This is a genomic window from Streptomyces sp. NPDC127119 (assembly GCF_042677425.1).
In the GTDB taxonomy this organism is placed as follows: Bacteria; Actinomycetota; Actinomycetes; order Streptomycetales; family Streptomycetaceae; genus Streptomyces.
Map to the genome: position 1 here is coordinate 1 of NZ_JBHXTO010000156.1, position 21,539 is coordinate 21,539.

At 70.2% G+C, this 21,539-nt stretch carries 20 protein-coding genes; 7 read left to right on the top strand and 13 right to left on the bottom strand.

All coding sequences use genetic code 11. The features are described from left to right. Positions 1–848: ABC transporter substrate-binding protein (locus ACFVH5_RS37975; protein WP_385838245.1), on the top strand; the 848-nt coding region annotated here is incomplete at its 5' end. A gap of 270 nt (positions 849–1,118) precedes the next feature. Here ACFVH5_RS37975 and ACFVH5_RS37980 read toward each other — a convergent pair. Together ACFVH5_RS37980 and ACFVH5_RS37985 are read right to left on the bottom strand one after the other, a co-directional pair. Further along, positions 1,119–2,432: a hypothetical protein gene (locus ACFVH5_RS37980; RefSeq protein ID WP_385838247.1), complete on the bottom strand. Its 1,314-nt coding sequence runs from the start codon at positions 2,430–2,432 to the stop codon at positions 1,119–1,121. A gap of 975 nt (positions 2,433–3,407) precedes the next feature. Next, on the bottom strand, positions 3,408–4,088 hold the full coding sequence (locus ACFVH5_RS37985; RefSeq protein ID WP_384800765.1) for a DUF2238 domain-containing protein: 681 nt from the start codon (positions 4,086–4,088) through the stop codon (positions 3,408–3,410). A gap of 495 nt (positions 4,089–4,583) precedes the next feature. On the opposite strand from ACFVH5_RS37985, the gene ACFVH5_RS37990 reads away from it, so the two are divergent. Beyond that, complete coding sequence (locus ACFVH5_RS37990; RefSeq protein ID WP_385838248.1) at positions 4,584–5,726, top strand: SMI1/KNR4 family protein; 1,143 nt, start codon at positions 4,584–4,586, stop codon at positions 5,724–5,726. Between the two features lie 140 nt (positions 5,727–5,866). Here ACFVH5_RS37990 and ACFVH5_RS37995 read toward each other — a convergent pair whose 3' ends face one another. From ACFVH5_RS37995 to ACFVH5_RS38040, 10 genes are all read right to left on the bottom strand, one after another. Then, a complete protein-coding gene (locus ACFVH5_RS37995) occupies positions 5,867–8,833 on the bottom strand; it encodes a BTAD domain-containing putative transcriptional regulator (RefSeq protein WP_385838249.1) in 2,967 nt (988 codons plus the stop codon). A 392-nt stretch (positions 8,834–9,225) separates the two neighbouring features. Beyond that, positions 9,226–9,756, bottom strand: a complete 531-nt coding sequence (locus ACFVH5_RS38000) for a sigma-70 family RNA polymerase sigma factor (protein WP_385838251.1) — start codon at positions 9,754–9,756, stop codon at positions 9,226–9,228. A 181-nt stretch (positions 9,757–9,937) separates the two neighbouring features. After that, positions 9,938–10,897 (bottom strand): SCO0930 family lipoprotein, encoded by a 960-nt coding sequence (locus ACFVH5_RS38005; protein ID WP_385838252.1) that lies wholly within the window; start codon positions 10,895–10,897, stop codon positions 9,938–9,940. A 60-nt stretch (positions 10,898–10,957) separates the two neighbouring features. Then, on the bottom strand, positions 10,958–11,971 hold the full coding sequence (locus ACFVH5_RS38010) for a CHRD domain-containing protein (RefSeq protein ID WP_385838253.1): 1,014 nt from the start codon (positions 11,969–11,971) through the stop codon (positions 10,958–10,960). 191 nt (positions 11,972–12,162) lie between these two features. After that, the gene (locus tag ACFVH5_RS38015; RefSeq protein WP_385838254.1) at positions 12,163–12,489 is read right to left on the bottom strand and encodes a DUF418 domain-containing protein; all 327 of its coding nucleotides are present in this window, start codon (positions 12,487–12,489) and stop codon (positions 12,163–12,165) included. A 468-nt stretch (positions 12,490–12,957) separates the two neighbouring features. Beyond that, positions 12,958–13,251: a DUF1330 domain-containing protein gene (locus ACFVH5_RS38020; protein WP_385838256.1), complete on the bottom strand. Its 294-nt coding sequence runs from the start codon at positions 13,249–13,251 to the stop codon at positions 12,958–12,960. A gap of 47 nt (positions 13,252–13,298) precedes the next feature. Then, positions 13,299–14,750 carry an MFS transporter gene (locus ACFVH5_RS38025; protein ID WP_385838257.1) on the bottom strand — a complete coding sequence of 484 codons (1,452 nt, stop codon included), beginning with the start codon at positions 14,748–14,750 and terminating at the stop codon, positions 13,299–13,301. After that, complete coding sequence (locus tag ACFVH5_RS38030; protein ID WP_385838267.1) at positions 14,747–15,052, bottom strand: MarR family winged helix-turn-helix transcriptional regulator; 306 nt, start codon at positions 15,050–15,052, stop codon at positions 14,747–14,749. Before ACFVH5_RS38030 ends, ACFVH5_RS38025 begins: the two co-directional genes overlap by 4 nt. A 152-nt stretch (positions 15,053–15,204) precedes the next feature. Then, positions 15,205–15,405: a hypothetical protein gene (locus tag ACFVH5_RS38035; RefSeq protein ID WP_385838258.1), complete on the bottom strand. Its 201-nt coding sequence runs from the start codon at positions 15,403–15,405 to the stop codon at positions 15,205–15,207. Positions 15,406–15,750: 345 nt separating this feature from the next. After that, positions 15,751–16,626 carry a helix-turn-helix transcriptional regulator gene (locus tag ACFVH5_RS38040; RefSeq protein ID WP_385838260.1) on the bottom strand — a complete coding sequence of 292 codons (876 nt, stop codon included), beginning with the start codon at positions 16,624–16,626 and terminating at the stop codon, positions 15,751–15,753. A 132-nt stretch (positions 16,627–16,758) separates the two neighbouring features. On the opposite strand from ACFVH5_RS38040, the gene ACFVH5_RS38045 reads away from it, so the two are divergent. Further along, positions 16,759–17,664: an oxidoreductase gene (locus ACFVH5_RS38045; RefSeq protein WP_385838261.1), complete on the top strand. Its 906-nt coding sequence runs from the start codon at positions 16,759–16,761 to the stop codon at positions 17,662–17,664. A 78-nt stretch (positions 17,665–17,742) separates the two neighbouring features. Here the strand turns inward: ACFVH5_RS38045 and ACFVH5_RS38050 are convergent, their stop codons facing one another. Further along, complete coding sequence (locus ACFVH5_RS38050; RefSeq protein WP_385838262.1) at positions 17,743–18,249, bottom strand: MarR family winged helix-turn-helix transcriptional regulator; 507 nt, start codon at positions 18,247–18,249, stop codon at positions 17,743–17,745. A 136-nt stretch (positions 18,250–18,385) separates the two neighbouring features. Between ACFVH5_RS38050 and ACFVH5_RS38055 the strand changes: the two genes are divergently transcribed. The 4 genes from ACFVH5_RS38055 (at position 18,386) to ACFVH5_RS38070 (ending at position 21,475) form a co-directional block, all read left to right on the top strand. Further along, a complete protein-coding gene (locus ACFVH5_RS38055) occupies positions 18,386–19,138 on the top strand; it encodes an SDR family NAD(P)-dependent oxidoreductase (RefSeq protein WP_385838263.1) in 753 nt (250 codons plus the stop codon). 11 nt (positions 19,139–19,149) lie between these two features. Further along, positions 19,150–20,058: an NAD-dependent epimerase/dehydratase family protein gene (locus ACFVH5_RS38060; RefSeq protein WP_385838264.1), complete on the top strand. Its 909-nt coding sequence runs from the start codon at positions 19,150–19,152 to the stop codon at positions 20,056–20,058. A 126-nt stretch (positions 20,059–20,184) separates the two neighbouring features. Then, positions 20,185–21,042 carry an alpha/beta fold hydrolase gene (locus tag ACFVH5_RS38065; RefSeq protein WP_385838265.1) on the top strand — a complete coding sequence of 286 codons (858 nt, stop codon included), beginning with the start codon at positions 20,185–20,187 and terminating at the stop codon, positions 21,040–21,042. Positions 21,043–21,103: 61 nt separating this feature from the next. Next, the gene (locus ACFVH5_RS38070; protein WP_385838266.1) at positions 21,104–21,475 is read left to right on the top strand and encodes a DoxX family protein; all 372 of its coding nucleotides are present in this window, start codon (positions 21,104–21,106) and stop codon (positions 21,473–21,475) included. Positions 21,476–21,539: the final 64 nt, after the last annotated feature.

Genomic DNA, 21,539 nt, shown 5'->3' on the forward strand with positions numbered 1-21,539 from the left:
TCGCCGTCCTGGGTGCGACGAGCACGCGGGCGGCGGGCGCGGTGCTGAGCGCGTACGACGAGGCCGCGCTGTCGGTGATCAGCGTGACGGACGGGGACACCCGGCACATCAACCGGGTGTTCCAGTGCGCCCGGCCGAACGACGCCATGCAGATGGTCGCCGTCTCCAGCTACCTCGGGATCCACGATCTCGACGACATCGCGCTCGTCGACAACGAGACCGAGTACAGCCGCCAAGTCACCCGCTTCCTCAGCGAGGGCCTGCGCACCGGCGGCAACCGGACCGTCCTCGCCGAAACCTTGCCGCTGGACAGCGACAACCACGCGGCCCGCGCCCGGCAGATCGTGGCGAAGCGGCCCGGGGCCGTGGTCCACGGCGGGGACTGGCAGGACGCCGCCCGCTTCGCCCGCGCCCTCGCGAAGACCGGTTACCGGGGCCCGAAGTTCGCCACCCAGGCCGCCCACGACCCACGATTCCTGCGCGAGGCGGGCGCCGCGGGCGACGACTGGCTGATCGTGTCCACGGCGGTCGACCCGTCGGCCGTGCGCTCGGCGGGCGCCTTCGCGAAGGCGTTCCGCGCCCGCTTCGACACCGCTCCGCCGCTGTTCGCCGCCGAGGCGTACGACGCGGTCCGGCTGATCACCGCTTGCGTAGAGGGCCTGGGCAGGAAGAGCGTGTCCCGCCAGGACCTGGTGCCGGTACTGCGCACAACCACGTTCAAAGGGGTGTCCAAGCCGTACGCCTTCAACAAGGAGAACGGCTGGTACACAGGCGACGAGGGCGTCTTCCTCTACCGGGTGAAGAACGGCCGCTTCCGCTTCCTGGGCACGGACCCCGCGAAAGCCTGAGCCTGTCCTTCAACGGGAAGATGTATTCATCATGCGGTTTCCGCCCGGGGCCTAGGCTTTGGATGAGATCCCCGGAGAAGGGGCGCGTAAAACTGGCACGGAATCTCAAATGAATCTCAGATCGGGAATTCGATACTCCGGACGGGCCGGTGGAAAAGTAATTCCGGTCGCCGACCGCCGGCCTTCGATTCCTCAGGGCAAAAGAACACATGGGCGTGCCGCCGAGCCGTCCGGAGTTCCGGGCGATTCGGCGGCACTGATCGAAGTACGTCAGTCGCCCGCGAGTCCGAACGGCCGTCCCTGGATGGGGGCGTGGCTCCACCAGGAAGGTGCGTCGATACGGCCGAGGGTGTGCCCCGCCTTGACGACCTGGGTCGCGAAGTAGCGGGCGATCAGCCGGTACACCATCTCGCTGGGATGCCCGAGGTCACTGGTGGTGATCCGGTTGCGGTGAGCGCTCGCGGGGTCCTCCTGCGGTTCGCCCGGCAGGGGAGGTGTGTAGAACACGGGGACTCCGGAATCCTGGAAGTCCTTCTTCAGACCCCAGCCCGCCAGGTCGGTGCTGATCTCCTGCATCCAGCGGTTCATCCGCACGTACCGTGCGTGGTCCGGCTGCGGTGCGTGCGGCCCGGCCGGCCAGTTGTCCAGCAGGTCCGCCAGCAGCGTGTTGTAGGAGACCACGACGGGTTCGATGGTCTTCGCCTCCTCGACCTTCGCCGCCGTGTCCTTGCGCATGTTCTCCATGAAGCGGCAGGCGTTGTAGACGCTCGGCAGGTCGATCACCATGAAGTGGTGATCCTGCACCCGGTCCGGGAAGGCGGCGTTGATCTTCTCGACACTCGCCTGGATCTCCGCCACGGCAGGGAAGGCACCCTTGCCGCTCAAGCCCTTGACCTCGCCCGGGTGGTTCTGCCGCCAGGCCAGCCAGTCCGCGTAGACGCCGGTGGCGGGCAGGGTCGGGCTCGGAGGGTAGTCCGGGCGCTTGGCGGTGACGAAGTCGTTGAGGCCGATCCAGATGACGTGCAAGGTGGGCCCGTCGAAGCGGCCGGTGTAGTTCTTGCGCTGCCAGAGGTAGCTCTCGACCTGCTCGTCCAGCGTGGTCAGGGCCCCGGCCTTGGGCGTCCAGTCGCGGGTCGCGATGGCTCCGCCCATGGAGTAGTTGACGTAGCGGAAGACCTTGGCGGGCTTGTCCTTGGCCGGCTTCGCCGCGGCGGAGCCGGAGAGCCCGGATTTGGCACGCTCCTCCAGCTCCGCGAGGTAGGCCTTGGCGTCGAACTTCTCTTTCTGCGGCGCGTCCCAGTCGCTCACCCACATCTCCGCGCCGCCCGTCAGGGCGCGGTGCTGGGACGACGCGGCGAGGGTGACGTCCTTGTTGCCCCACATGATCGACTCGCCGGTGGCCCACTCCACCAGGAAGTCCGTCCAGTTCTTGCCGTCGCTGAAGCGGCCGGTCTCGTTCACGCGCATCCCGCCGAGACCCAGCGCGTTGAGGAGGCGGCCCAGTTCCCCGGTGGGCCACGTCCACTTGTTACCGATGTCCGACATGCTGTCGCCAAGGACGACGAGGTTCTTGAAGTCAGCCATTCCTTTTCCTGCTTCCCCGTACTACCGATGTGATCGAATCCATGCCGAAGCACGCCGTTGATACGGCGGACGGGAATTATGAATTCCTCGGTCTCCTCCTGACTGCCGTCATCCCCCGATCTTTTCGGCAGCGCTTCTCGAAATACCGTAGGGGAGGTGGAGCGAGCGCGGAAGAGAGGACGGGAGACACATTTACCCTCATTATGTCCAAGATGATTTCCTTTTCACGCCCGCGTGGCCTTACCAAGGTCTTTGCGTGAAGTGATCCTGTGCGTGTTCATCCGCTGAGGCCGAGGGTGGTCTGGGGGCGATGGCGGTCGCGGGCGGCCTGACGGAGTGCTGCGGGGATGGCGAGGATTTCCAGGCTGGCCATGATGAGGGGCGGGCCGGTGGCAGGCCGGCGAAAGCGGCCGGACCGCCGAGGTAGACCTCGGTGAGGTCGAAGCCGAGGATCAGGTGCCGCGCGGCGGGTGCGGTTCGCCTTGGCGTCGCGGCGCAGCAGGCCCGGCCGTGACCCGGGCACGACGCACGGCGCCGGCCTACCGGAACGGGTCGCCACCTGTAGCGGCGCTGTGGACGGTCGCGGCCAACTCCCGCAGTGGGCCCACGACATCGTGACCAGCCACCGCCAGCCAATCCCCGTAACGGCCGCACGAGGCGGGTGCGCGCCCAGCAGGCCGTCGGCCTTCGCGCGGCCCCTCCCTGCCCGGCCGGTGGCGCGGGCCGGGCCTGCGCGGTGACGTGCGCGGGCTTCGCGGCTCGGGCGGAGCGATCCGGATGAGCGGCGTGGCTGCCGCCCCGGGCCGGGGGACGGACGCGCGCGCGGCAGCCCGACCGGCGAAGAGTGACCGTTCGCCCTGCCCCGCGCCCTGGACCGGGCGGACTGAACTGCGCCTGTCCGGTCTCGCTCGATCCGAGACATGCAGGTCGGAGAGACCCTGCGCCTCACCTCCAGCGCCACCGCGGCGTGTTCCCCTACGAGGTGGCGGTCGGCCTGCCCCGGCCCAGACGGGCGAGGGCACGGTCGTGGACGCGGCTCAGGAGCAGCAGGGCGCAGGTGGCGCCGATCAGGGCGCAGAACATGTCCCACTGGGTGTCCCAAACGTCTCCCTGGGTGCCCAGGAAAGCGTCCGCGGCCTCGCCTCCGGTGACCGCCGCCAGCCATTCCAGCATCTCGAAGACGGCGCTGAAGGCGAGGCAGGCGCAGACCGTGAGCGGGGCGAGCCAGCGGCTGCCGCGCAACGGGGAGGTGCGGACGAGGAGTTCGCGTACCAGGATCGCCGGGACGAAGCCCTGCACGAGGTGGCCGAAGCGGTCGTAGGGGTTGCGGTCCCATCCGAGCCAGTCGCGCACCCAGTCCCCTGCGGGCACCTCCGCGTAGGTCCAGTGGCCGCCCGCGATGAGGACCAGGGCGTGCACCGCCAACAGAGCGCACAGCAGACCGCTCAACGGGAAGCGATGGCGCAGCAGGATCGCCAGCGGCAGGCCCGCCATCACCCACACCGTCTCCAACAGCCAGGTCGTCGGATCGGCCGCGCCGAACCTCGACACCACGAGCGCCGCGGCCACCACGACGGCGAGGACGGCCGGCAGACGGCGCCGGGGCGACAACCTCGCGTCCAGCGTCGGGGCGGGGGTGGGATGGGTGGCGGTCATGGACTGCTCCTCATATGCAGGGCGGGCCCTCACTATCGAGCCCATCCGCGACCGCCCTCATGAGTACAGGTACTCAGATCACGGCGTCGCACCGCCCTGATCGGGGTGAGTGATAGCGAAAGGCAACCTGTCTCCTCCCGCGGACACCGGCGCGGAGGTGTGGGGGGGGTAACCGCCGACGGGGCGGCAGACCGCGCCGACTTCGCGTACGCAACCGCCATGTCCCTACAGGGGACGGACAGTTGCGCGGTCTTCGCCACCGCATCGGGGACGTACCACCTCACCGGCTGACCGACGGCCCCGGCCGCGATGTCAGTGGGCGTCTCTAGCATGGACGATGCCAGGGTGTTAGGACATCAGAAGGTCAGGAGTGCTGTGCGATCAAGCTTCGGGGATTCCGCCGCGGACCCGGAAACCGGGACAGTCGCGGGACGGCTCAGGACCGTCGAACAGTGGCGCTCCTACCTGGCTGCGTACGGTGCCGATGTTCTGCGGGTGTCTGCCGAGGGCGAGTTGTTCAACGTCGGCGACGAGCAGCGGGCCACCGGGTGGCTGGGCTACGAGGGCGCGGACGAGCAGCGGATCGCGGCTCTGGAGGACCGGCTCGGCACCCGGCTCCCGCCCAGCTATCGCTCGTTCCTGGGCGCCTCGGACGGCTGGTCGCATCTCGGCCCGTTCATGTATGAGATGCGTACGACCGGCGCCGTCGACTGGCTCGACGATGACGACGCCGACATGTACATGGACACCTATGACGATGAGCCGGACGACGCGAGCGAGGACGTCAGAGCCCCCGTCCTGCTCATCGCGGACGAGGGCGACGCCCAGTCGTGGCTGCTGGACTCCGGGGACGTGTCGCAGGACGGGGAGTGGGCCGCGTACACCTGGTCGAGTTGGCAACCGGGTCTGAGCGACCGGTACGGGTCCTTCGCCGAGCTGGTCGAGGCGGAGCGCAACTCGTTCGAGGAACTCAAAGGCCACGAAGGCAGGGCCGTTCATCCGGACGGTGCCGAGCAGTTGGTGGCCGAGGGGCGTGCGCAGGCCCTGCGGGGCGAGGTGGAGCGAGCGGCGGCCACCTTCGAGCAGGCCGCCGTCAAGGGCTCGGGGGCCGGTGCCTACCTGGCTGTCATATTGGGCGCCTTCCTCGACCTGGCCTACGCGCATCACCAGGTCCGCAATGGCATCCTCGGGCGTCCGCATGTCATCGAGGCGGTCGGGCTCGAACACGTACGTGCGGAGGCTGTGCCGCTGTATCTGCGTCGCACGGTGGAGGAGTACGGACCTGGGCGGGACTTCTCGTCGATGCTCGTGCCGGAGGTCCGTATGTCCGAGGGCAAGCCCGTCACGGACTGGATCCCCCACGCCGCGGCGTCGGCCCCGCCGACGCTTCCGGAATCCCCGGTCTTCCAGGAGGCCCTGGACGCGGCCCGGACGATCGCCCTGTCCGGGGCCATCGACGACGCCTGGACCGTCATCGAGACCGCTCTGCCCCACTGGCACTCCGAGTCGCCGCACCGCATAGCCCCGGTCGTGCTCCTCACCGACCCGGCCTTCCGCGAGGTGATCACCGCACACCGGGCCCGTCTCGTCGTCACCACACCGCGGGGCGAGGCGCGCGAGCGGCAGCAGCCCGGGTGACGGCGAGAGGCCGGCCTTTCGCCTCGCGCGTACAGGTGCTTGAGGCTTGACCAGATAAGCCGGGAGCACCCCAGGACGACGGTGCGGGTGCCCGGCCGCGGGTGTGGAGCCGGGGGTGATGGGGACCGGCCCGCCCGTTCTCAGATGTTGATGATGACCGGCCCGCTCCTTGAGGGAACCTCGTCGTGTTCCTCCAGCAGCTCGCGCAGCCTGTCGGCCTCGGTGTGGCCGAGGACGTCGAGTATCGCGAGTGCCTCGTTCCACGCCAGGCGGGCCTCCTGGGGGGACGTGACGGCGAGTGCTTCGCCCCGGTGGACGAGGGTGTCGGCGATCAGCGAGGCGTCGTTGAGGGCGCGGTAGTGGGTGAGCGCGTGGTCGAAGGCCTCCAGCGCCTCGTCGTGCTGTCCGAGGCGGTGGTGCGCGACACCCATGGTGTCCCAGGCCGCCGCCTCGATGTTCCTGTTCCCGGACCTGTTCGCGATGCGGACCGCGCGGCGGCAGTCCCCGAGCGCCTCCTCGTACTCGTGCAGGAGCAGGCGGGTCCAGGCCACTTCGTTGGTGACGCTCGCGATGCCGACGTAGGCCCGCGTCCTCGTGTACAGGGCGCAGGCGATCTTGTACTGCGCCAAGGCCTCGCGGTGGTCCTGCCGGACGTTCGCCAAGAATGCCAGGTACCGGTGGGTCAGTGCCGTGAAGGGGACGTCTCCCATGTCGGTGAACAGTTCCAGCGCCCGTTCCAGGTGCGCGGCTCCCCGCGCGTGGTCGTTCGTGCGGACGTGGGCGAAACCGAGGACACGATGCATGTGGGCCTCGCCCAAAGTCTCTCCGAGCCGCTGCGCGCCCGCGAGTGCCGTGGTGTGCAGCTCGATCTGCTCCTCACGGCGCCCACGCCGGTCGAGGACGAGTTCCAGGGTCGCCGCCATGCGCCAGGCGTGCGCGCCCGTGCCGTGACCGCTGTCCCGGGTGATCACCGCCTCCAGCGCCGGCATCTCCCGCACGAGCCATTTCGCCGCGCGGTCCGTGTCGGTGAACGACAGAACCTGCGTGCCGGGCGCGGCGTCGGGCAGCGGGAGAGGTTCCCGGTGCGTGTACAGCTGGGTGGCCGCGCCGCGCGCGCTGTGCAGATAGTGGTCGAAGAGCCGGCGGCGGGCGTCCTCACGGGCTTCGGGCGGGTCTTCGGCCAGGGAGAGCTCCTGGCTGAAGGTCCGCAGCAGTTCGTGCGAGCCGTAGAGACCGGGCGCGGGCTCGGTCCACAGGCTGGCCCGGGTCAGCTCGGACAGCACGGGGCGGGTCTGTGCGGTCGTCAGCCCCGCGAGGCTCGCCACGGCCTGCACGGAGACGCCGTGGGGCGGGCACATCCACAGCAGCCGGAAGAGCCCGGCCGCTTCCGGAGTCAGCGTGCGGTACGACCAGGAGAAGACCGACCGGGTGTCGGTGGCCGGGTCCCCGACGGCGAAGACGCCGAGGTCGTCGCGGCTCTCCGCCAGTTCCGCGGCGATGTCCGCGAGCGGCGCGGCCGGGTGGCCCTCCGCACGCGCGCACACGATCGCCAGGGCGAGGGGCAGCCTGCCGCACTGCTCGGCGATGCCGGTCGCCGCCTGCCGGTCGGCGGCGACGCGCGCCGCGCCCAGCCGCTTCGCCATGAACTCGATGGATTCGGTGACGGTCAGGATGTCCAGGCGCAGGGAACGCGCGCCGTTGGCGGCGACGAGTCCGTGCAACTGCTCCCGGCTGGTGATCACCGTGACGCACGTCGGTGTCCCCGGCAGGAGAGGTCGTACCTGTTCGGCGCTGCGGGCGTTGTCCAGGACTACCAGCACGCGCCGTCCGGCGAGCATGCTGCGGTACAGGGCGGCCTGACCGTCGAGGCTCGGCGGGACGTCCTCGGCCGGTACGCCGAGTGCCTCCAGGAAGTAGCAGATCGCGGCCGACGGCGTGAGCGCGACTCCCGCCGGGTCGTAGCCGCGCAGATTGACGTACAGCTGTCCGTCGGGAAAGTGCCGCGTGTTGCGGTGGGCCCAGTGCAGGGCGAGCGTCGTCTTCCCCACGCCCGGCGCGCCGCCGATCGCGCTGATGACGACGGCGGCCGGCGTGCCGCCGTCGGCCGGCAGCAGGTCACGCATCCAGTCGAGTTCGGCTCTCCTGCCGGTGAACGCGTGCAGGTCTGCGGGGAGTTGGGCGGGACGCACCCCGGGGCTCGTCCCCTGGCCGGCCCCCGGACTCACGCCCCGGCTCCCACCCGGGCTCCCACCCGGGAAGGATTCGTCGCTGGTGTCAGCGGACTTGGGGTCGCCGGAGGGGGACGTCCTCGTCGGCACGACGGTGCCGCGCAGCACGCGGATCTGGGCCTCGCGCAGTTCGGAACCGGGATCGACGCCCAGCTCGCTCGTGAGCCGGGACCGGACGACCTGGTAGTGGTCCAGGGCCTGGGCCACAAGACCCTCGGCGGCGAGGACGAGGACGAACCGCGCCTGGAGGCACTCGTTCAACGGTTCGCTCTCGGCCGCCCGCCTGACCAGCGGGAGCACCCTGGACGTGTCTCCCGAGGCCAGCGCCGCGTCGGCGGCGTCCCTGACCGCGTGCAGATACTCGGCGTCGACACCGGCGAAGACCGCGTGGGAATGCACCGTGCGGGGAAGCCCTTCCGCGGTCCGCCCCAGCCACAGGGAGAGCGCCCGGACGAACAGGCCGGTGGCTTCCGCGGGCCGCCCCGCGGCCGAGGCGGCCTGCGCCGCGTCCCGCAGTCTCCGGAACCTCAGCAGGTCCAGTGCCTCGTCCTCGGTGTTCAGCCGGTAGCCGCCGGCCGCGCGCACCAGGACACTGGCCTCGGTTCTGCGGGTCAGCTCCGGTTCGAGCAGTCTCCTCAGCGCACCGATGTGCCGGTGGACGACGTTGACCGCGTGCTCCGGCGGATCCTCGTCCCATAAGGCGTCGACTATCTGGTGCAGGCGGACCGGCCGGTCCGCCTGCACCAGAAGCAGTGCCAGCAACGACCGCTGCTTCGGTGGGCCCAGGCTGAGCTCCGTCGCGTGCCGCCAGGCCCTGAGAGGCCCGAGCACCGAGAAGCGCAGTGCGACGTCCGCCGTGGGCTGGTTCTCGGGGCTCACTTCTGGTTCTCCCTGCAGATGGTCGTCCGGTGGTTACTGGCCCTGCCGAGGGCGCGAAGTGCGCCGCTCATGCGCAGGTACGGAGCAAGATCCTCAAGCTCTCACCCGGTTGCCGCCCCGTGACAGGGCGGCGACGGACCGGAGACACTCCGTACGTGATCCCGACATCGGGCGGCCTCCCCGACACCGTGGGCCGCCGACGGGCGACCGCGCCCCACACTCTGCGCGCTCCGGCCGGGTGGACGCCAGACTCGGCCATTTGCGGCCAGTCGAGAAGAAAACGCGCTCGGCGCTCAAGTCCGGCTCTGCGTGGGCCCGTACGCCGAAGGGCCCCACTCGCACGAGTGGGGCCCTTCGGTACGTATCAGCGGGTGTTCGTAAGCGGTGCGGGGTCAGTTCCCTGTGGACGAGCGCCGGTTGCGCAGAGCGCGCAGTGCCAGGTGACGGCGTGACCTCACCGTGCCCGCCGGCACGTCCAGGATGCGTGCGGTCTCCTCCACACTGCATCCGTAGATGTAGAGGTAGACGAGCACCTTCCGGTGGTCCGCCGAAACGCCCCGCAGCAGGGAAACGGCCTCCATGGCCGCGTGTGCCGGTTCGGTGTGGTCCTCCTGCGCCGGGTCCCCGCTCTCGGTGGTCACCGTCTCGTACCGGGCGTAGGCACTTCGCGACCGGTCGATGATCAGGTTCCGCGCGACCTTGAACAGCCAGCCGCGTACGGACCCTTCCCGGCTGAGGAGTCTGTCGGCGTGATGCCACGCCTTGACGAACGTCTCCTGGACGATGTCCTCGGCGAGATGGTGGTCCGAGAGCAGTCTGTGCGCGTAGGCGAGGAGTGCGTCCCTGTGCTGCTCCACCAGACCGTCCACGAGGTCGGGAGCCGGCGAGGTCGTCGATGGAGCGATGCCCGCGAGTAGCGTCATGGTGGCTTGTTCCTGGTTCTCTGTCGCACCGGTGCTGCGTCCGGACAGGCGGGGGACTGTCCGGACGCGGAAGCACACGGGGAGGGATCTGGTTTCGGGACCGACCGTAGGCAAGGGCCAGTGCCGAAAGAGTGACGGTCGGGCCACCGCGGCCGTCACTTTCCACCGTCGTCCCGCGTCCTCACCCCTTCGCCGCAGGCACGGTCCTTCCGCGGTCGCTCTGCGGGATGTCCGCCTTGATCGCGAACCACACCCCTCCCACGCCCTGCCCGTTGGTGTCCCCGGGCTTCTTGTCGCCCTTGAAGGTGTACGCGGGCCAGCAGTTGAAGGACTCCTGCCGGCCGCCGCCCGGAGTGGTGAACGGGAACAGAACCTTGGGGTCGAGTCCCGCGGCCTTCGCGTCCGCCGCCGTGACGGGCTCGCTGGGAGTCCACTTCTCCAGGCACTTCGCGTCACAGGCCGTCTTCATCGGCCAGGGTGTGTCCTTCGTGAACAGGTACAGCGTCCGGCCGTTCCTGTCCTGCAGCACCCGGCCGAGTCCGGGGCTGTTCAGGACGCCCAGGGCGGGCCGCTCGGTGCCCGTTCTCGTGCCGTCCGGAGCCGCGGCGTACCAGGTGTCCTTGATGCCCTGCCCGGCCGTGTCACCCTTTTTGCCGGGAGCGTAGGTGTAGAGAGGCCTGCCGGCGATGGTCATCTGCTCGACCCCGTCGGCACGGGTGATCGAACCCAGCAGAGCCTGCGCCACCCCCTGGGCGGCTGCCGGTTCCCGCGCGGGGACCGGCAGCCAGGTCGTAGCGCACGCGTCCGTGCAACTCGACTTGCCGGGACGGCTTTCGTCCGCCCTGGAGACGTACACGGTGCTGCCCTTCGAGTCGACCACGACGGGGCCGAGTTCCTCGTCCCGGCGGACGGAGATGCCCTCGGAGCTCAGGGGCACCGCCGACTCCTCGACCACCTCCAGCTTGAACTTCCCCGACGGCTTCTCCCCGGCCTGCGTCGCACCTCCCTCGCCGGGCCGGTCGGCGCCGCAGGCGGACAGGGCCAGGGCCAGCACCACGGCCCCCGCGGCGAAAGCGGTCCTCCGGTGGTTCCTGTGCCGGTGCCGGTGTATGGCGTTGTGCGTGTGGCTGTACGTGTTCATACCCTTCCTCGCTTCGTCCGTACGCGGCACCCCATCCCGAGGTGCCGGGGTGCCGAGGTGCTACTGGGTGGCGAGGAAGAGGTAGTCGGCGGTGTAGGGCACCTTGGCCGTGGGGTGGGCACCGGCGTCGCAGCTGCCGGCCGGGGCCACCCCGCCTTCGGTGTTGAGCCGGAGGACGGTCCGCGTCTTGGCCAGGAGCCCCTTGTCCGCACCCGTCTGCGTCGCCTTCAGGATGAGCTCGGGGATGTTGCCCTCTCCGTTGTCGAACTTGTTGAGGACGCTGCCGGTGACGGAGGAGCCGTCGGGCGCGATCCACTGCGGGGGCCCCGTGGGGCCGGGCTTGGCGAAGGTGTGGTCGATGTCGCCCTGGAGGGTGGCTTCGACGTTGTCCTGGGTGAACGCGTAGGTGCCGTCGGGCTGCTTGGTGCAGGCGTAGACCTGGGACCCCTTGACGACCCCGCGCAGGGCCGAGTCCCGGATCGTGCCCGGCAGATCGACACGGCCGGGGAGGGCGAACGCCTGGCCGCGGACGGCTCCACCGGGGAACTCGCCGGTGTGCAGGTTGAAGTAGAACTTCTCGGGGTGGGCCTTGATGTCACGCAGCAGCGCGGCGTCCTTCACCTTCACGGTGCCGTAGACGTGCTTGCTGCCGTCCTTGAGCTTCTCGGTGAAGAACGGGATCTTCACATCACCGTTGACTCCCCGCCCGCCCTGGTGCAGGTGCGCCAGGGTCGGAGTGTCCGTACCGCTCCACGCCAGCGCGAAGGACACGTCCTGGCCCTGGACGCGCATGAGCGCCACGGCGCGGCCGTCCTTGTCACCGACCGCCGGCTTGCCCTCCACCGGCACCTCGTTGTCGCCGGTGAGAACCGAGGCGAAGAACGTGGCCCCGGCCGCGTCCTTGCCGTAGCGGCCGATCGCCCCCGCGGCCTGCGCGGAGTCCGCCGACGCGTGCCCGCCCGCCGACTCATGGGCCGCCCCGCCCGCGTCGATGTCGTCACCGTTGCAGGCGGTCAGCATCAGGGCGCCGGTCAGGGCGGATGTGGCGATCAGTGCGAAACGCTTGCTGTTCATGAGGTTCTGCCTCCCCGTGGGTGTCACCGCGGGTGGGTCCGCGGTCCGACACCTGAGACACGGGATACTCCTGCGCTCAGGGTCACCCGGTGACAGTCCTGAGACGTTCCTGGAACCGGCCGGGGCCAATTCGGCAGCCGCCGGGTCCTCCCCGGCTCCGGTCGAGGACCGCGACGGCGGCACCGGTACGTTCATGGCCTCCGCGCCGACGTCACCGTACGCAGCAGCCATTCGACCGGGCCGTACCGGACGCTCCGCAGCAGCCACCGGCTGACGACGAGCTGGACCGCGTACGGGACGAGGCAGCCGGTCAGGATCGCCGTGGTGGCCCAGCGGCCGTCCCCGGCCAGCCCGCAGCCGGTGAAGACCAGGGCCATGAGCAGCGACCGGGTCAGGTAGTTCGCCGGCCGTACGAGCGGCCGGGGCCAGCACACCGCCCGGTCGCCGCCCCGACGGGAGTCCAGCAGGAGCAGCAGTCCGCAGACGTGGGTGGCGGTCAGCGCCGGTGCGGTGAGCACGCCGGGCCGCTCCGGCCTCGTACCAGCGCACGTCCAGTAGCCCGTTGCGGCAGACCGCCATGAAGACGCCGCCTGCGAGGCCGATCGGCGGGCGGCGGACGAGGACGCGCACCATGCGGCTCGCCGCCGAGGAGCATCAGGCCCTCGTCCGACTCGGCCCACAGGGGCAGTTCTCGCGGCCTCAGCTGAGGGAGAGCAGGGAACCGGGCAGCAGCGGGACGCCGTCCACGTGGGCAGGCCTGAGCTGCGGCGTCCCCGCAGGTCAGGCACTCGCGTTCTGGTCCACCTGGTGCGACCCGCGCGGTTTCAGGGGCACCGCCGGTAGCGGCCGGGTGCTCTGGCGGGCCCCAAACCCGGGCCGAACCGGCGGCCTTCGGCCTCTTCGGGCAGGTCGAGCAGGTGTGGTTCCTGCCCGAAGAGGCCGACACGTGGTCAGTGAACTTCAGTGAAGGTCCGGCCGGGTCTCGGTCAGTCGAGGCCTTCGATGATGCGGAAGTCGCGCTCGACGCCGTCGGAGAGGGCGGCCAGCGCCTCCTGGTAGGCCGGGCTCTCGTGCGCCGCGACGGCCTGCTCGAAGCTGTCGAACTCGATCAGGACAGTGCGCTCGGCGATTCCGTCGTCATGCGCCACGACCCGACCGCCACGGGCGAGGACCCGACCGCCCGCGGCCTCGACGGCCGCAGGGGCCAGCTTGCCGTAAGCAGCCAGCTTCTCAGGGTCTGAAATGGTGCGGTAGGCGCTGATCCAGTAGCCCTTGGGCATGGAACCTCCAGTGTTGGGATGCCAGTGCGAGGATGAGTGCATCTGACTTATGGGTTGGTCTGGGACGAGCGTCGGCGGGCGAGAGCGGCGCTTGTCAGCGTCGCGATCGCCATGGCGCCGATGCCGACCAGCGCCGCGGTGGTGTAGGCGCTGTCGTCGGGGAAGAGGTGGCCGGCGCCGGTGCCTGCGGCGAGGATAAGGCCGCCGATGGCGCTGCCCAAAGAGAACCCGACGCTGCGGACGACGTAGGTGAAACTCATGGCGCTCGACGTCTCGCTCTTGGGGGTGACGGCCAGGATGACGCCGGGCATCGCGGCGGAGAAGCCGCCGACACCGAAGCCGAGCACGCCCATCGCCACGAACAGTTCGACCAGGTCCGACCGGGCCGCCGCGAACAGGGCGAACCCGCCGCCGACCACGACGGCACTGCAGGCCAGGAGCAGGGGGTCGGCGATCCGCGTCCGGACCCGCGGCGTGAGCTTGCCGGCGACGAACCCCAGCACCGAGAACGGGATGAGGACCAGCCCGGCGACGAAGGTCGTCAGCCCGAAGCCGTATCCGGCGCCGGGCGGCGTCTGCGCGTACCGGGTGATGAGCGTGAGCAGGAGGTACATGCCGATCCCGCCGACGAACATGCCGATCCCGCCGACGAACATGGCGAGGTTCGCCCCGGCGACCGCCGGGTGCCGCACCGCCCGTACATCGATCAGGGGCGTCGTGCTGCGCAGCTCGATGACGGCCCAGACGCAGAGCAGCACCACCGCGACGACGGCGAGGGCCCCCGCCACAGCGAGGTGCCGGCTCCACAGATTCCGTTCGCCGGCGAGGAACAGCACCAGGATCAGCGCGACGGCCAGGACGACCGCGCCTGCCACGTCCACGTGGGCCGAGCGGCCTTCGGGAGCTTCGGGCATGGACCGCCAGGCGGTCAGGAGGGCGGCGGCGGTGACGACCAGGCCGAGGCCGTACGCGGCCCGTACCCCGCCGAGCTCGGCGAGCAGTGCGGCCAGCGGGTAGCCGACGCCGGCTCCGATGATCGAGACCACCGAGATCAGCGCGATCACGGCCGCGCTGCGCTCCTCGGGGAGGTGGTCCCGGGCCACGCCCATCATCAGCGCCGTCAGCCCGAGTCCGACGCCCTGGGCCGCCCTGCCGGCCAGCAGCCCCGCGAAGGGCAGCGGCAGCACGGTGAGCGCACTGCCGGCGACGACCGCCAGTGTGGCGAGGATCGTGGCCCGCCGGTGCGGGCCGGCTCCGAGCCGGCCGAGGACCGGCGTGGCGACGGCGCCGCTGAGCAGCGCGACGGTCAGCGTCCACTGCGCGCTGCCGAGCGAGACGTGGAACGAGGTCGCCACGCTGGTGATGAGCGGCGTCCCGAGGCTGGCGACCGCCGCCACGACGAGAGCGATGAACATCAGGGCGGGGACCAGCAGCCGTGCCTCGGAACGCGCCACGGGAAGTGCCTTCGCCGCGCCCCCGCCGATCGGTTGCCCGGTCACTGCTTCGGCCCTTCGCGGTCCTGGCTTTCGAGCTCTGCCAGACGTTTCAGCGCCGGGAGGGCCGCCACCAGCGCCGCGACCTCGTCGCCGGTGAGTTTCCCGATCAACCGCTCGAACGCGTGGACGCCCGCCTGGCGCCGCGTCCGGACATAGGAGGCGCCGGTCTCGGTCAGGCACACCAGCGTGACCCGCTTGTCGGACGCGTCGCCCCGGCGCTCGACCAGGCCGGACTCCTCCAACACCCTGACCAGTGCGGTCATCGCGGGCTGGGTGATGCCCTCTACCGCGGCCAGATCGGTGATGCCCTCGGCGAGCCCGAGCCGGTCACGGAGTCGGACAGGCCGACCAGCGGAATCCGGGCTGGTGTCGCATCCTGCCCGCACCAGCGCCCGCTGCGTTCTCGTTCACCTGCTTCGGGATGCGCGCCATCCGCCCGGGTCCCTGCGGCGACTGCCTACTGGTAGCAGGGGCTTCCGCACAGCACGGTGAGTGTGCCGCTGCTGCTGGTTGACGTGGCGGGAACGTGGTGGGTGGTGGTCGTGGGGGTCTTGCTGGTCTCCCAGGGCATGGGGACAGCCATGGCCTGGGGGGCGAGGGCGGTGAAGACTGCGGTGGTCACGAACACGGCGGCTACCGCGCGCTTACGCAGACGCATGTGGACTCCTCGATCGATGATCCGCTGGTGAGGCGCGGCGGCCTGCGTCGTTCTCGGTCAGGCCGTCACGACTGACTGCCAGTCTTTCCGCGGTTCCGACAGCCCGACAACACATTTCAGTGACGCCCAAATCCTTTGACATCGATCGCGGAACTGTCCTGAAGACTTCGCGTCGACCGCGGTGTCCACCCACTTCCTTGCCCCGGGCAGGACACCCCTGCGATGACCAGCACTCCCCCGCCGCCGACAGGCGGAACCGGCCCTTCGAGCTGCATCTTCTCCAGCAGCTACAAGTCGTCGCCCGGCCGGGTGAGCGGGCGCCGCTCAACGGCGAACGCCCGTCTCCTAGGAGGAGCGCTTGTCGGCGCGTGCCGAGCGGGTCGCGTGCAAGGACGCCAGAAGCTGGAGCCGCTCCGCGTCGGGGCTGCCCGGTTCGACGGTGAAGGCCAGTATGAAAGGGCCGGGTCTGCCGGGCAGCGGATAGGTGTCCCAGTCCAGGACGATGTCACCGACCTCGGGGACCCGGAAGGTCTTGGAGCCGCTGACCGACGCGCGTACGTCGTGCCGGGCCCACAGTCGCCGGAACTCGGCGCTGCGGATGCTCAGTTCACCCACGACGGCGGTGGCACGCGGATGGGTGGGATCAGTGGCGACGGCGGCGCGCATCATGCCGATGTAGTCCAGTGCCTGCCGCTCCCAGTCCGGGCAGCTCCGCTCGCCGGTCAGCGTGTCGTCGAACATCAGCAGGAGCATGTTGAGCCGGTCGGACGGGTGGTCGTCCGGGCTGCCGAGCAGCGCCTCCGCCATCGGGTTCCAGGCGAGCAGATCGAGGTGCCTGCCGAGTACGAGCGCCGGGGTGTCCATCACCTGCAGCAGTCGCCGGGTGCTGTCCGGCACCTTTTCCGGACCGTGGTGCGTCCGGGCGGGTAGGGGCCGGCGGGCGGCGTGGGCCAGGGTGAACATGTGCCGGCGTTCCTCGTCGTCGAGTCCGAGTGCGTGGGCGAGCGCGTCGAGGACGTCGTCGGACGGGCGTACCTCCCGGCCTTGTTCCATCCGCTGGTAGTAGTCGGTGCTCAGCCCGGCCAGAAGTGCCAGTTCCTCGCGGCGCAGCCCGGTGACCTTGCGTCGGCCGCCGGGTTCCAGACCGACGTCGTGCGGACGCAGTCTGCCGCGCCGGGCGCGCAGGAAATCTCCCAGCTCACGAGCGTAGGGATGGCTCATGCCCCCAGTGTGCCGCGTCGCCGGGCAGGCAAGGTAGGTCTCGCGGACCTAGGCAACCGAGAACGACCGATCCCGTGCGCACTGCTCCTAGCGTCGTCGGCGTACCGCACCGACACCCTCAAGGAGCAGCGGATGACCGGATGGACCGCCGACCGCATTCCCGACCAGCACGGCCGGGTCGCCGTCGTCACCGGCGCGAACTCGGGCCTCGGCCTGGTCACCGCCACCGAGCTGGCACGCCGCGGCGCCCACGTCGTGCTCGCCGTCCGCAACACCAACGCCGGTGAGGAGGCCGCCCGCCGGATCGGCGGCGACGTCGAGGTACGGGAGCTGGACCTGGCCTCCCTGGGTTCGGTACGGGCGTTCGCCACGGGGCTGACCGCCGACCACCCGGCGATCGACCTGCTGGTCAACAATGCCGGCTTGGTGCTGCTCGGCCCGCGCCGCACTTCCGTCGACGGCTTCGAGTTGCAGCTCGGCACCAACATGCTGGGCCACTTCGCGCTGACCGGCCTGCTGCTCGACAGGCTGGCCGCGGCGCGGGAACCCCGGGTGGTCAGCCTCAGCTCGATCACCCACAAGAGCGCACACCTGGACTTCGACGACCTGATGTTCGAGCGTGCCTACCGGGCGGCTCCCGCCTACGGCCGGTCCAAGCTCGCGACGACGGTCTTCGGCCTTGAACTGGACCGCCGCCTGCGTGCTGCAGGATCGCCGATCGTCAGCACGCTGGCCCACCCCGGTCTCACCCGTACCAACCTGACCCCGCGCGCATGGGAGCATCGTGGCCGGTTCGGGCAGTTGATCGCGTGGGTCGGCCTCCTGGCCACCCAGTCCGTGGAGCAGGGGGCGTTGCCGCAGTTGCGCGCCGCGACCGAACCCGGCCTGCGGGGCGGCCAGTTCTTCGGACCGTCCGCGCTCGGGGAGACGAGGGGCCGGGTCAGCGACGCCCGGCTCAGCCGGGAGGCGACCGACCCCGCTGTGGGCAAGCGGCTCTGGGCGGCGGCCGAAGAGCTGACCGGCGTCAGCTATCTCTGAACCGGCGAACGACCTTGCGGCCTGATGCCGCGCTCAGTCCTCTGCCCGGCTTCTTGCGCCTCATGGCCGTGCGTGTGGCTAGCACGCCGCTTCGTCGGGTGCGATGACCTCGCGCTGCGCGGTCTGTGCGACGCGCGCGAGCAGTGTCCGCAGTTGCTCGGTGTCCTTGGGCCCGAGGTCGGTCAGGAGGCGTGCTTCGGCGGCACCGAGGCTGTGCCGTACTTCGGTGAGTCGGTCGCGTCCGGTGTCGGTGATGAGGACCTGGCGGGCGCGCCGGTCGCGTGGGTCCGGCTTGCGGGTCACCAGATCGTGGGCTTCGAGGTCGTCGAGGAGGTAGGTCATCACGGTGCGATCGAGACTGACTTCTTTGGCCAGGGCGAGCTGGGACGGCGGCTCGCTGCCGCCGGCCAGTGCCACCAGGACCAGGTAGCCACGGGCCCCGCCGGGCAGGCCCGCGACGGAGTCGGTGGCGACGCGGCGGAACGCCGCGGACACCATGCGGATCGCCCAGCCCAGGTCGGTGTCCAGCGCCAGGGATTCGGTCTCGGCACGCGGCTTCTTGTTCTCGGACGTGGATGCGCTCACGCGCACATCGTACCGCATGCGCTCGCCGACAGATGTTCTTGCTAACAGAACATCTTCTAGGCATAGTGGTTTGCGGAAGAGCGCCGGGCCGTCATCCGTGCCGCGCGCTGAGAGCACCACAGCAAGGAAGATCACCATGAGCGCCGACTCCGCTTTGCAGGGCCGTACCGCACTCGTCACCGGAGCGACGTCCGGCATCGGCAAAGCCATCGCGCACAACCTCGCCGCCCAGGGCGCGGGCCTTGTCCTGCACGGTCGCGATCAGGGTCGTGGTGAGGCTCTGGTCAAGGAGATCGAGAGCGAGGGCGGCCGTGCTCGTTTCATCGCCGCCGATCTCACCGACGCCGACAGCACGCTGCGCCTGGCCGCCGAGGCCGGAGCCGTGGACATCCTGGTCAACAGCGCGGGCCTGTACGAGTTCGCTCCGACCGCTGTGAGTGATGCAGCGAGCTTCGACCGGCAGGTCGCGGTCAACACGCGCGCCCCGTTCCTGCTGGTCGGCGCGTTGGCGCCGGGCATGGCCGCGCGGGGACGGGGGTCGATCGTGATCGTCGGCTCCAGTGCGGCCCGTATGCCCGCCCCCGTCGGCGCCGCCTACGGCGCCTCCAAGGCAGGCGCGGAGATCCTCACCCGTTACTGGGCGACCGAGTTCGGTCCCTCCGGCGTGCGTGTCAACACCGTCTCCCCCGGCCCCGTACACACCGAGGGCACCAAGGCCATGCTCGGCGAGCACATCGCGATGCTGGACAGGACCAACGCCCGTGGCCGCGCGGGAGATCCCGGCGAGATCGCCGACATCGTCTCCTTCCTGGTCAGTGACGCCAGTTCCTACGTCAACGGCGCCGTGCTGTTCGCCGACGGCGGCGAGCTCAGTGCCCTGCCCTCCTGAGGCTGCTCGACATGAACCTCTTCGTCATCGGCGCGACCGGCTTTGTCGGCGGCGCCCTGGCCCAGCATCTGTCCGCCGAAGGCCACGCGGTCTCCGGCCTGGCCCGCACCAGGAACGCTGCCGCCACCCTCGACTCCCGAGGCATCACGCCCGTAGCAGGCGACCTGGACGAGCACCGAGGCGCCGTCCTGAAGGCGGCTCAGACTGCTGACGCGGTCATCTATGCCGCCCAGGCCGGACCGGCGCAGGAGACCGCAACCGTTCAGGACCTCGTCCGAGCCCTGAGCGGCACGCGCAAGACGTTCGTCTTCCTGTCCGGCACCGGAGTGCTGGTGCAGCGCACTGCCGGCGCCTGGAGTCCGGACGTCTTCGCTGAGGACGATCCGTTCACGCCCGAACCCCTGGCCGCCTACCGCAAGGCCGCGGAGGACACCGTCATGGCCGCCGCCGACAACGGGCTGCGTTCGATGGTCATCCGGCCCGGTCTGATCTGGGGTCCCGGCGATCACGGTCACGTGTCGACGGTCTACCGGTCGGTGGCCGCGACCGGGGCGGCCTGCTACGTCGGGGAAGGGCTGAACACCTACAGTCACGTCCACATCGACGACGTGACCCGCTTGTTCTCCCTCGCCCTGGAGAAGGGCCGGCACGGCGGGCTGTATCACGCGGTGGCCGGAGAGATCCCCAACCGCTGGATCGCCGAACGCGTCGCCGCGGATCTCGGCGTCAAGGCACACAGCCTCACCTCCGAGGAGGCCACAGGTGTGTGGGGCGAATTCGGCGCCCTCATCATGTCCGTCTCCGGCCGCATCCGCGCTGTCCGCGCACAGCAGGATCTGGGCTGGCAGCCCCGGCACACCGACATGCTGACCATGATCGGTGAGGAACGTCTGCGCCGGCTGGCCATCCCCTCAGGGTGAGGACGGATTCGCCTCCGCCCCACACGCGTCACCCTCGGTGGCGAGCCGCCCATCCCGCAGTTCCTCGCCACGGCCCTCAACTCAGCACGCCCGTTGACCCTTTGTCCTCGATGAAAGGCCCCTGCCATGAGCACTGGCGACTGGCTTCCCGACGGCTTCTCCGTACAGCGGATCGACACCAACCACACCCGTCTGTCGGTCGCGGTCGGCGGCAGCGGTCCCGTCCTGGTCCTGCTCCACGGCTGGCCCCAGACCCCCCGCGCCTGGGCCCGCGTCATGCCGGACCTCGCCCACGACCACACCGTCGTCGTGCCCGACCTGCGTGGAACCGGCGACAGTTACCGGCCCCAGGGCGGCTACGCCAAGACCCATCAGGCCGACGACATACGCGGAATCCTCAACGCCCTGAACCTCACCGGCCCCGTCGCCGTGGCCGGACACGACATCGGCTCCATGGTCGCCTTCGCCTGGGCCGCCACCCACCCCGAGGACATCTCCCATCTTGTCCTGGTCGACTCCCTCCTGCCCGGCCTCGGCCTGGAAGAGGCGATGAACGTCGCCGAGGGCGGCATGTGTCACTTCGGCCTCTTCATGACCCCACACATTCCCGAGATGCTCTTCGACGGTCACGAACTGGAGTTCTTCACCGCCACGTTCACCGCCCTGTCCAACCCCGGCACCTTCGACGATCACGACCTCGCCGCCTACGCCCGGGCGTACACCGGGCGCGAGCGGCTGCGCGGCGGCTTCGAGCACTACCGCACCCTCCTGGACGACGGCCGAGAGAACCGCGTTCTGCTCGCCGAGCGGAAACTGCCGATGCCCGTACTCGCCATCGGTTCCACCCAATCCGGAACCTCCACCGCGCTGGCCCTGGCCCCCCACGCCGACAACGTCCGGGGCCTGGTCGCTCCGACCGGGCACTTCGTCGCCGAGGAAGACCCTGCCTGGTTCACCAAGGCGGTCACCGCGTTCGTCGCATGACGTCCAACCGCCCTTAGTTGTGCACACTCCCTCTCCGTATGCCTTCTCCGTATGGGAAATCATGAACATTGTTCTGTGGGTCATCGCCGCACTACTCGCCGCGGCATTCCTCTTCTCCGGCCTGTTCAAGCTCGCGCTGTCGCACGAGAAGTACGTCGCCGCTCAGGACTGGGCCAAGGACGCACCGCGCTGGGCCCCTCACGCGATCGGCGCGTTGGAGGTGGTGGGCGCGATCGGCGTGGTTCTGCCCGCCATGGTCGACATGGCGGTGATCCTGGTCCCGATCGCCGCGACAGGACTGGCCCTGGTGATGACCGGCGCCGTGGCGATGCACCTGCGACGCCGGGAGTTCCCCGCGCTGGCACCCAGCGGAGTCCTTCTCATCCTGGCCGCGACAGTGGCGTGGGGCCGGTTCGGGCCGTACGCGTTCTGATCCGGACGAGCCCGCATTCCGGGCAGCGCCGGGGCGCCCGCACCGCATCGCCCCGTCCCCGCCG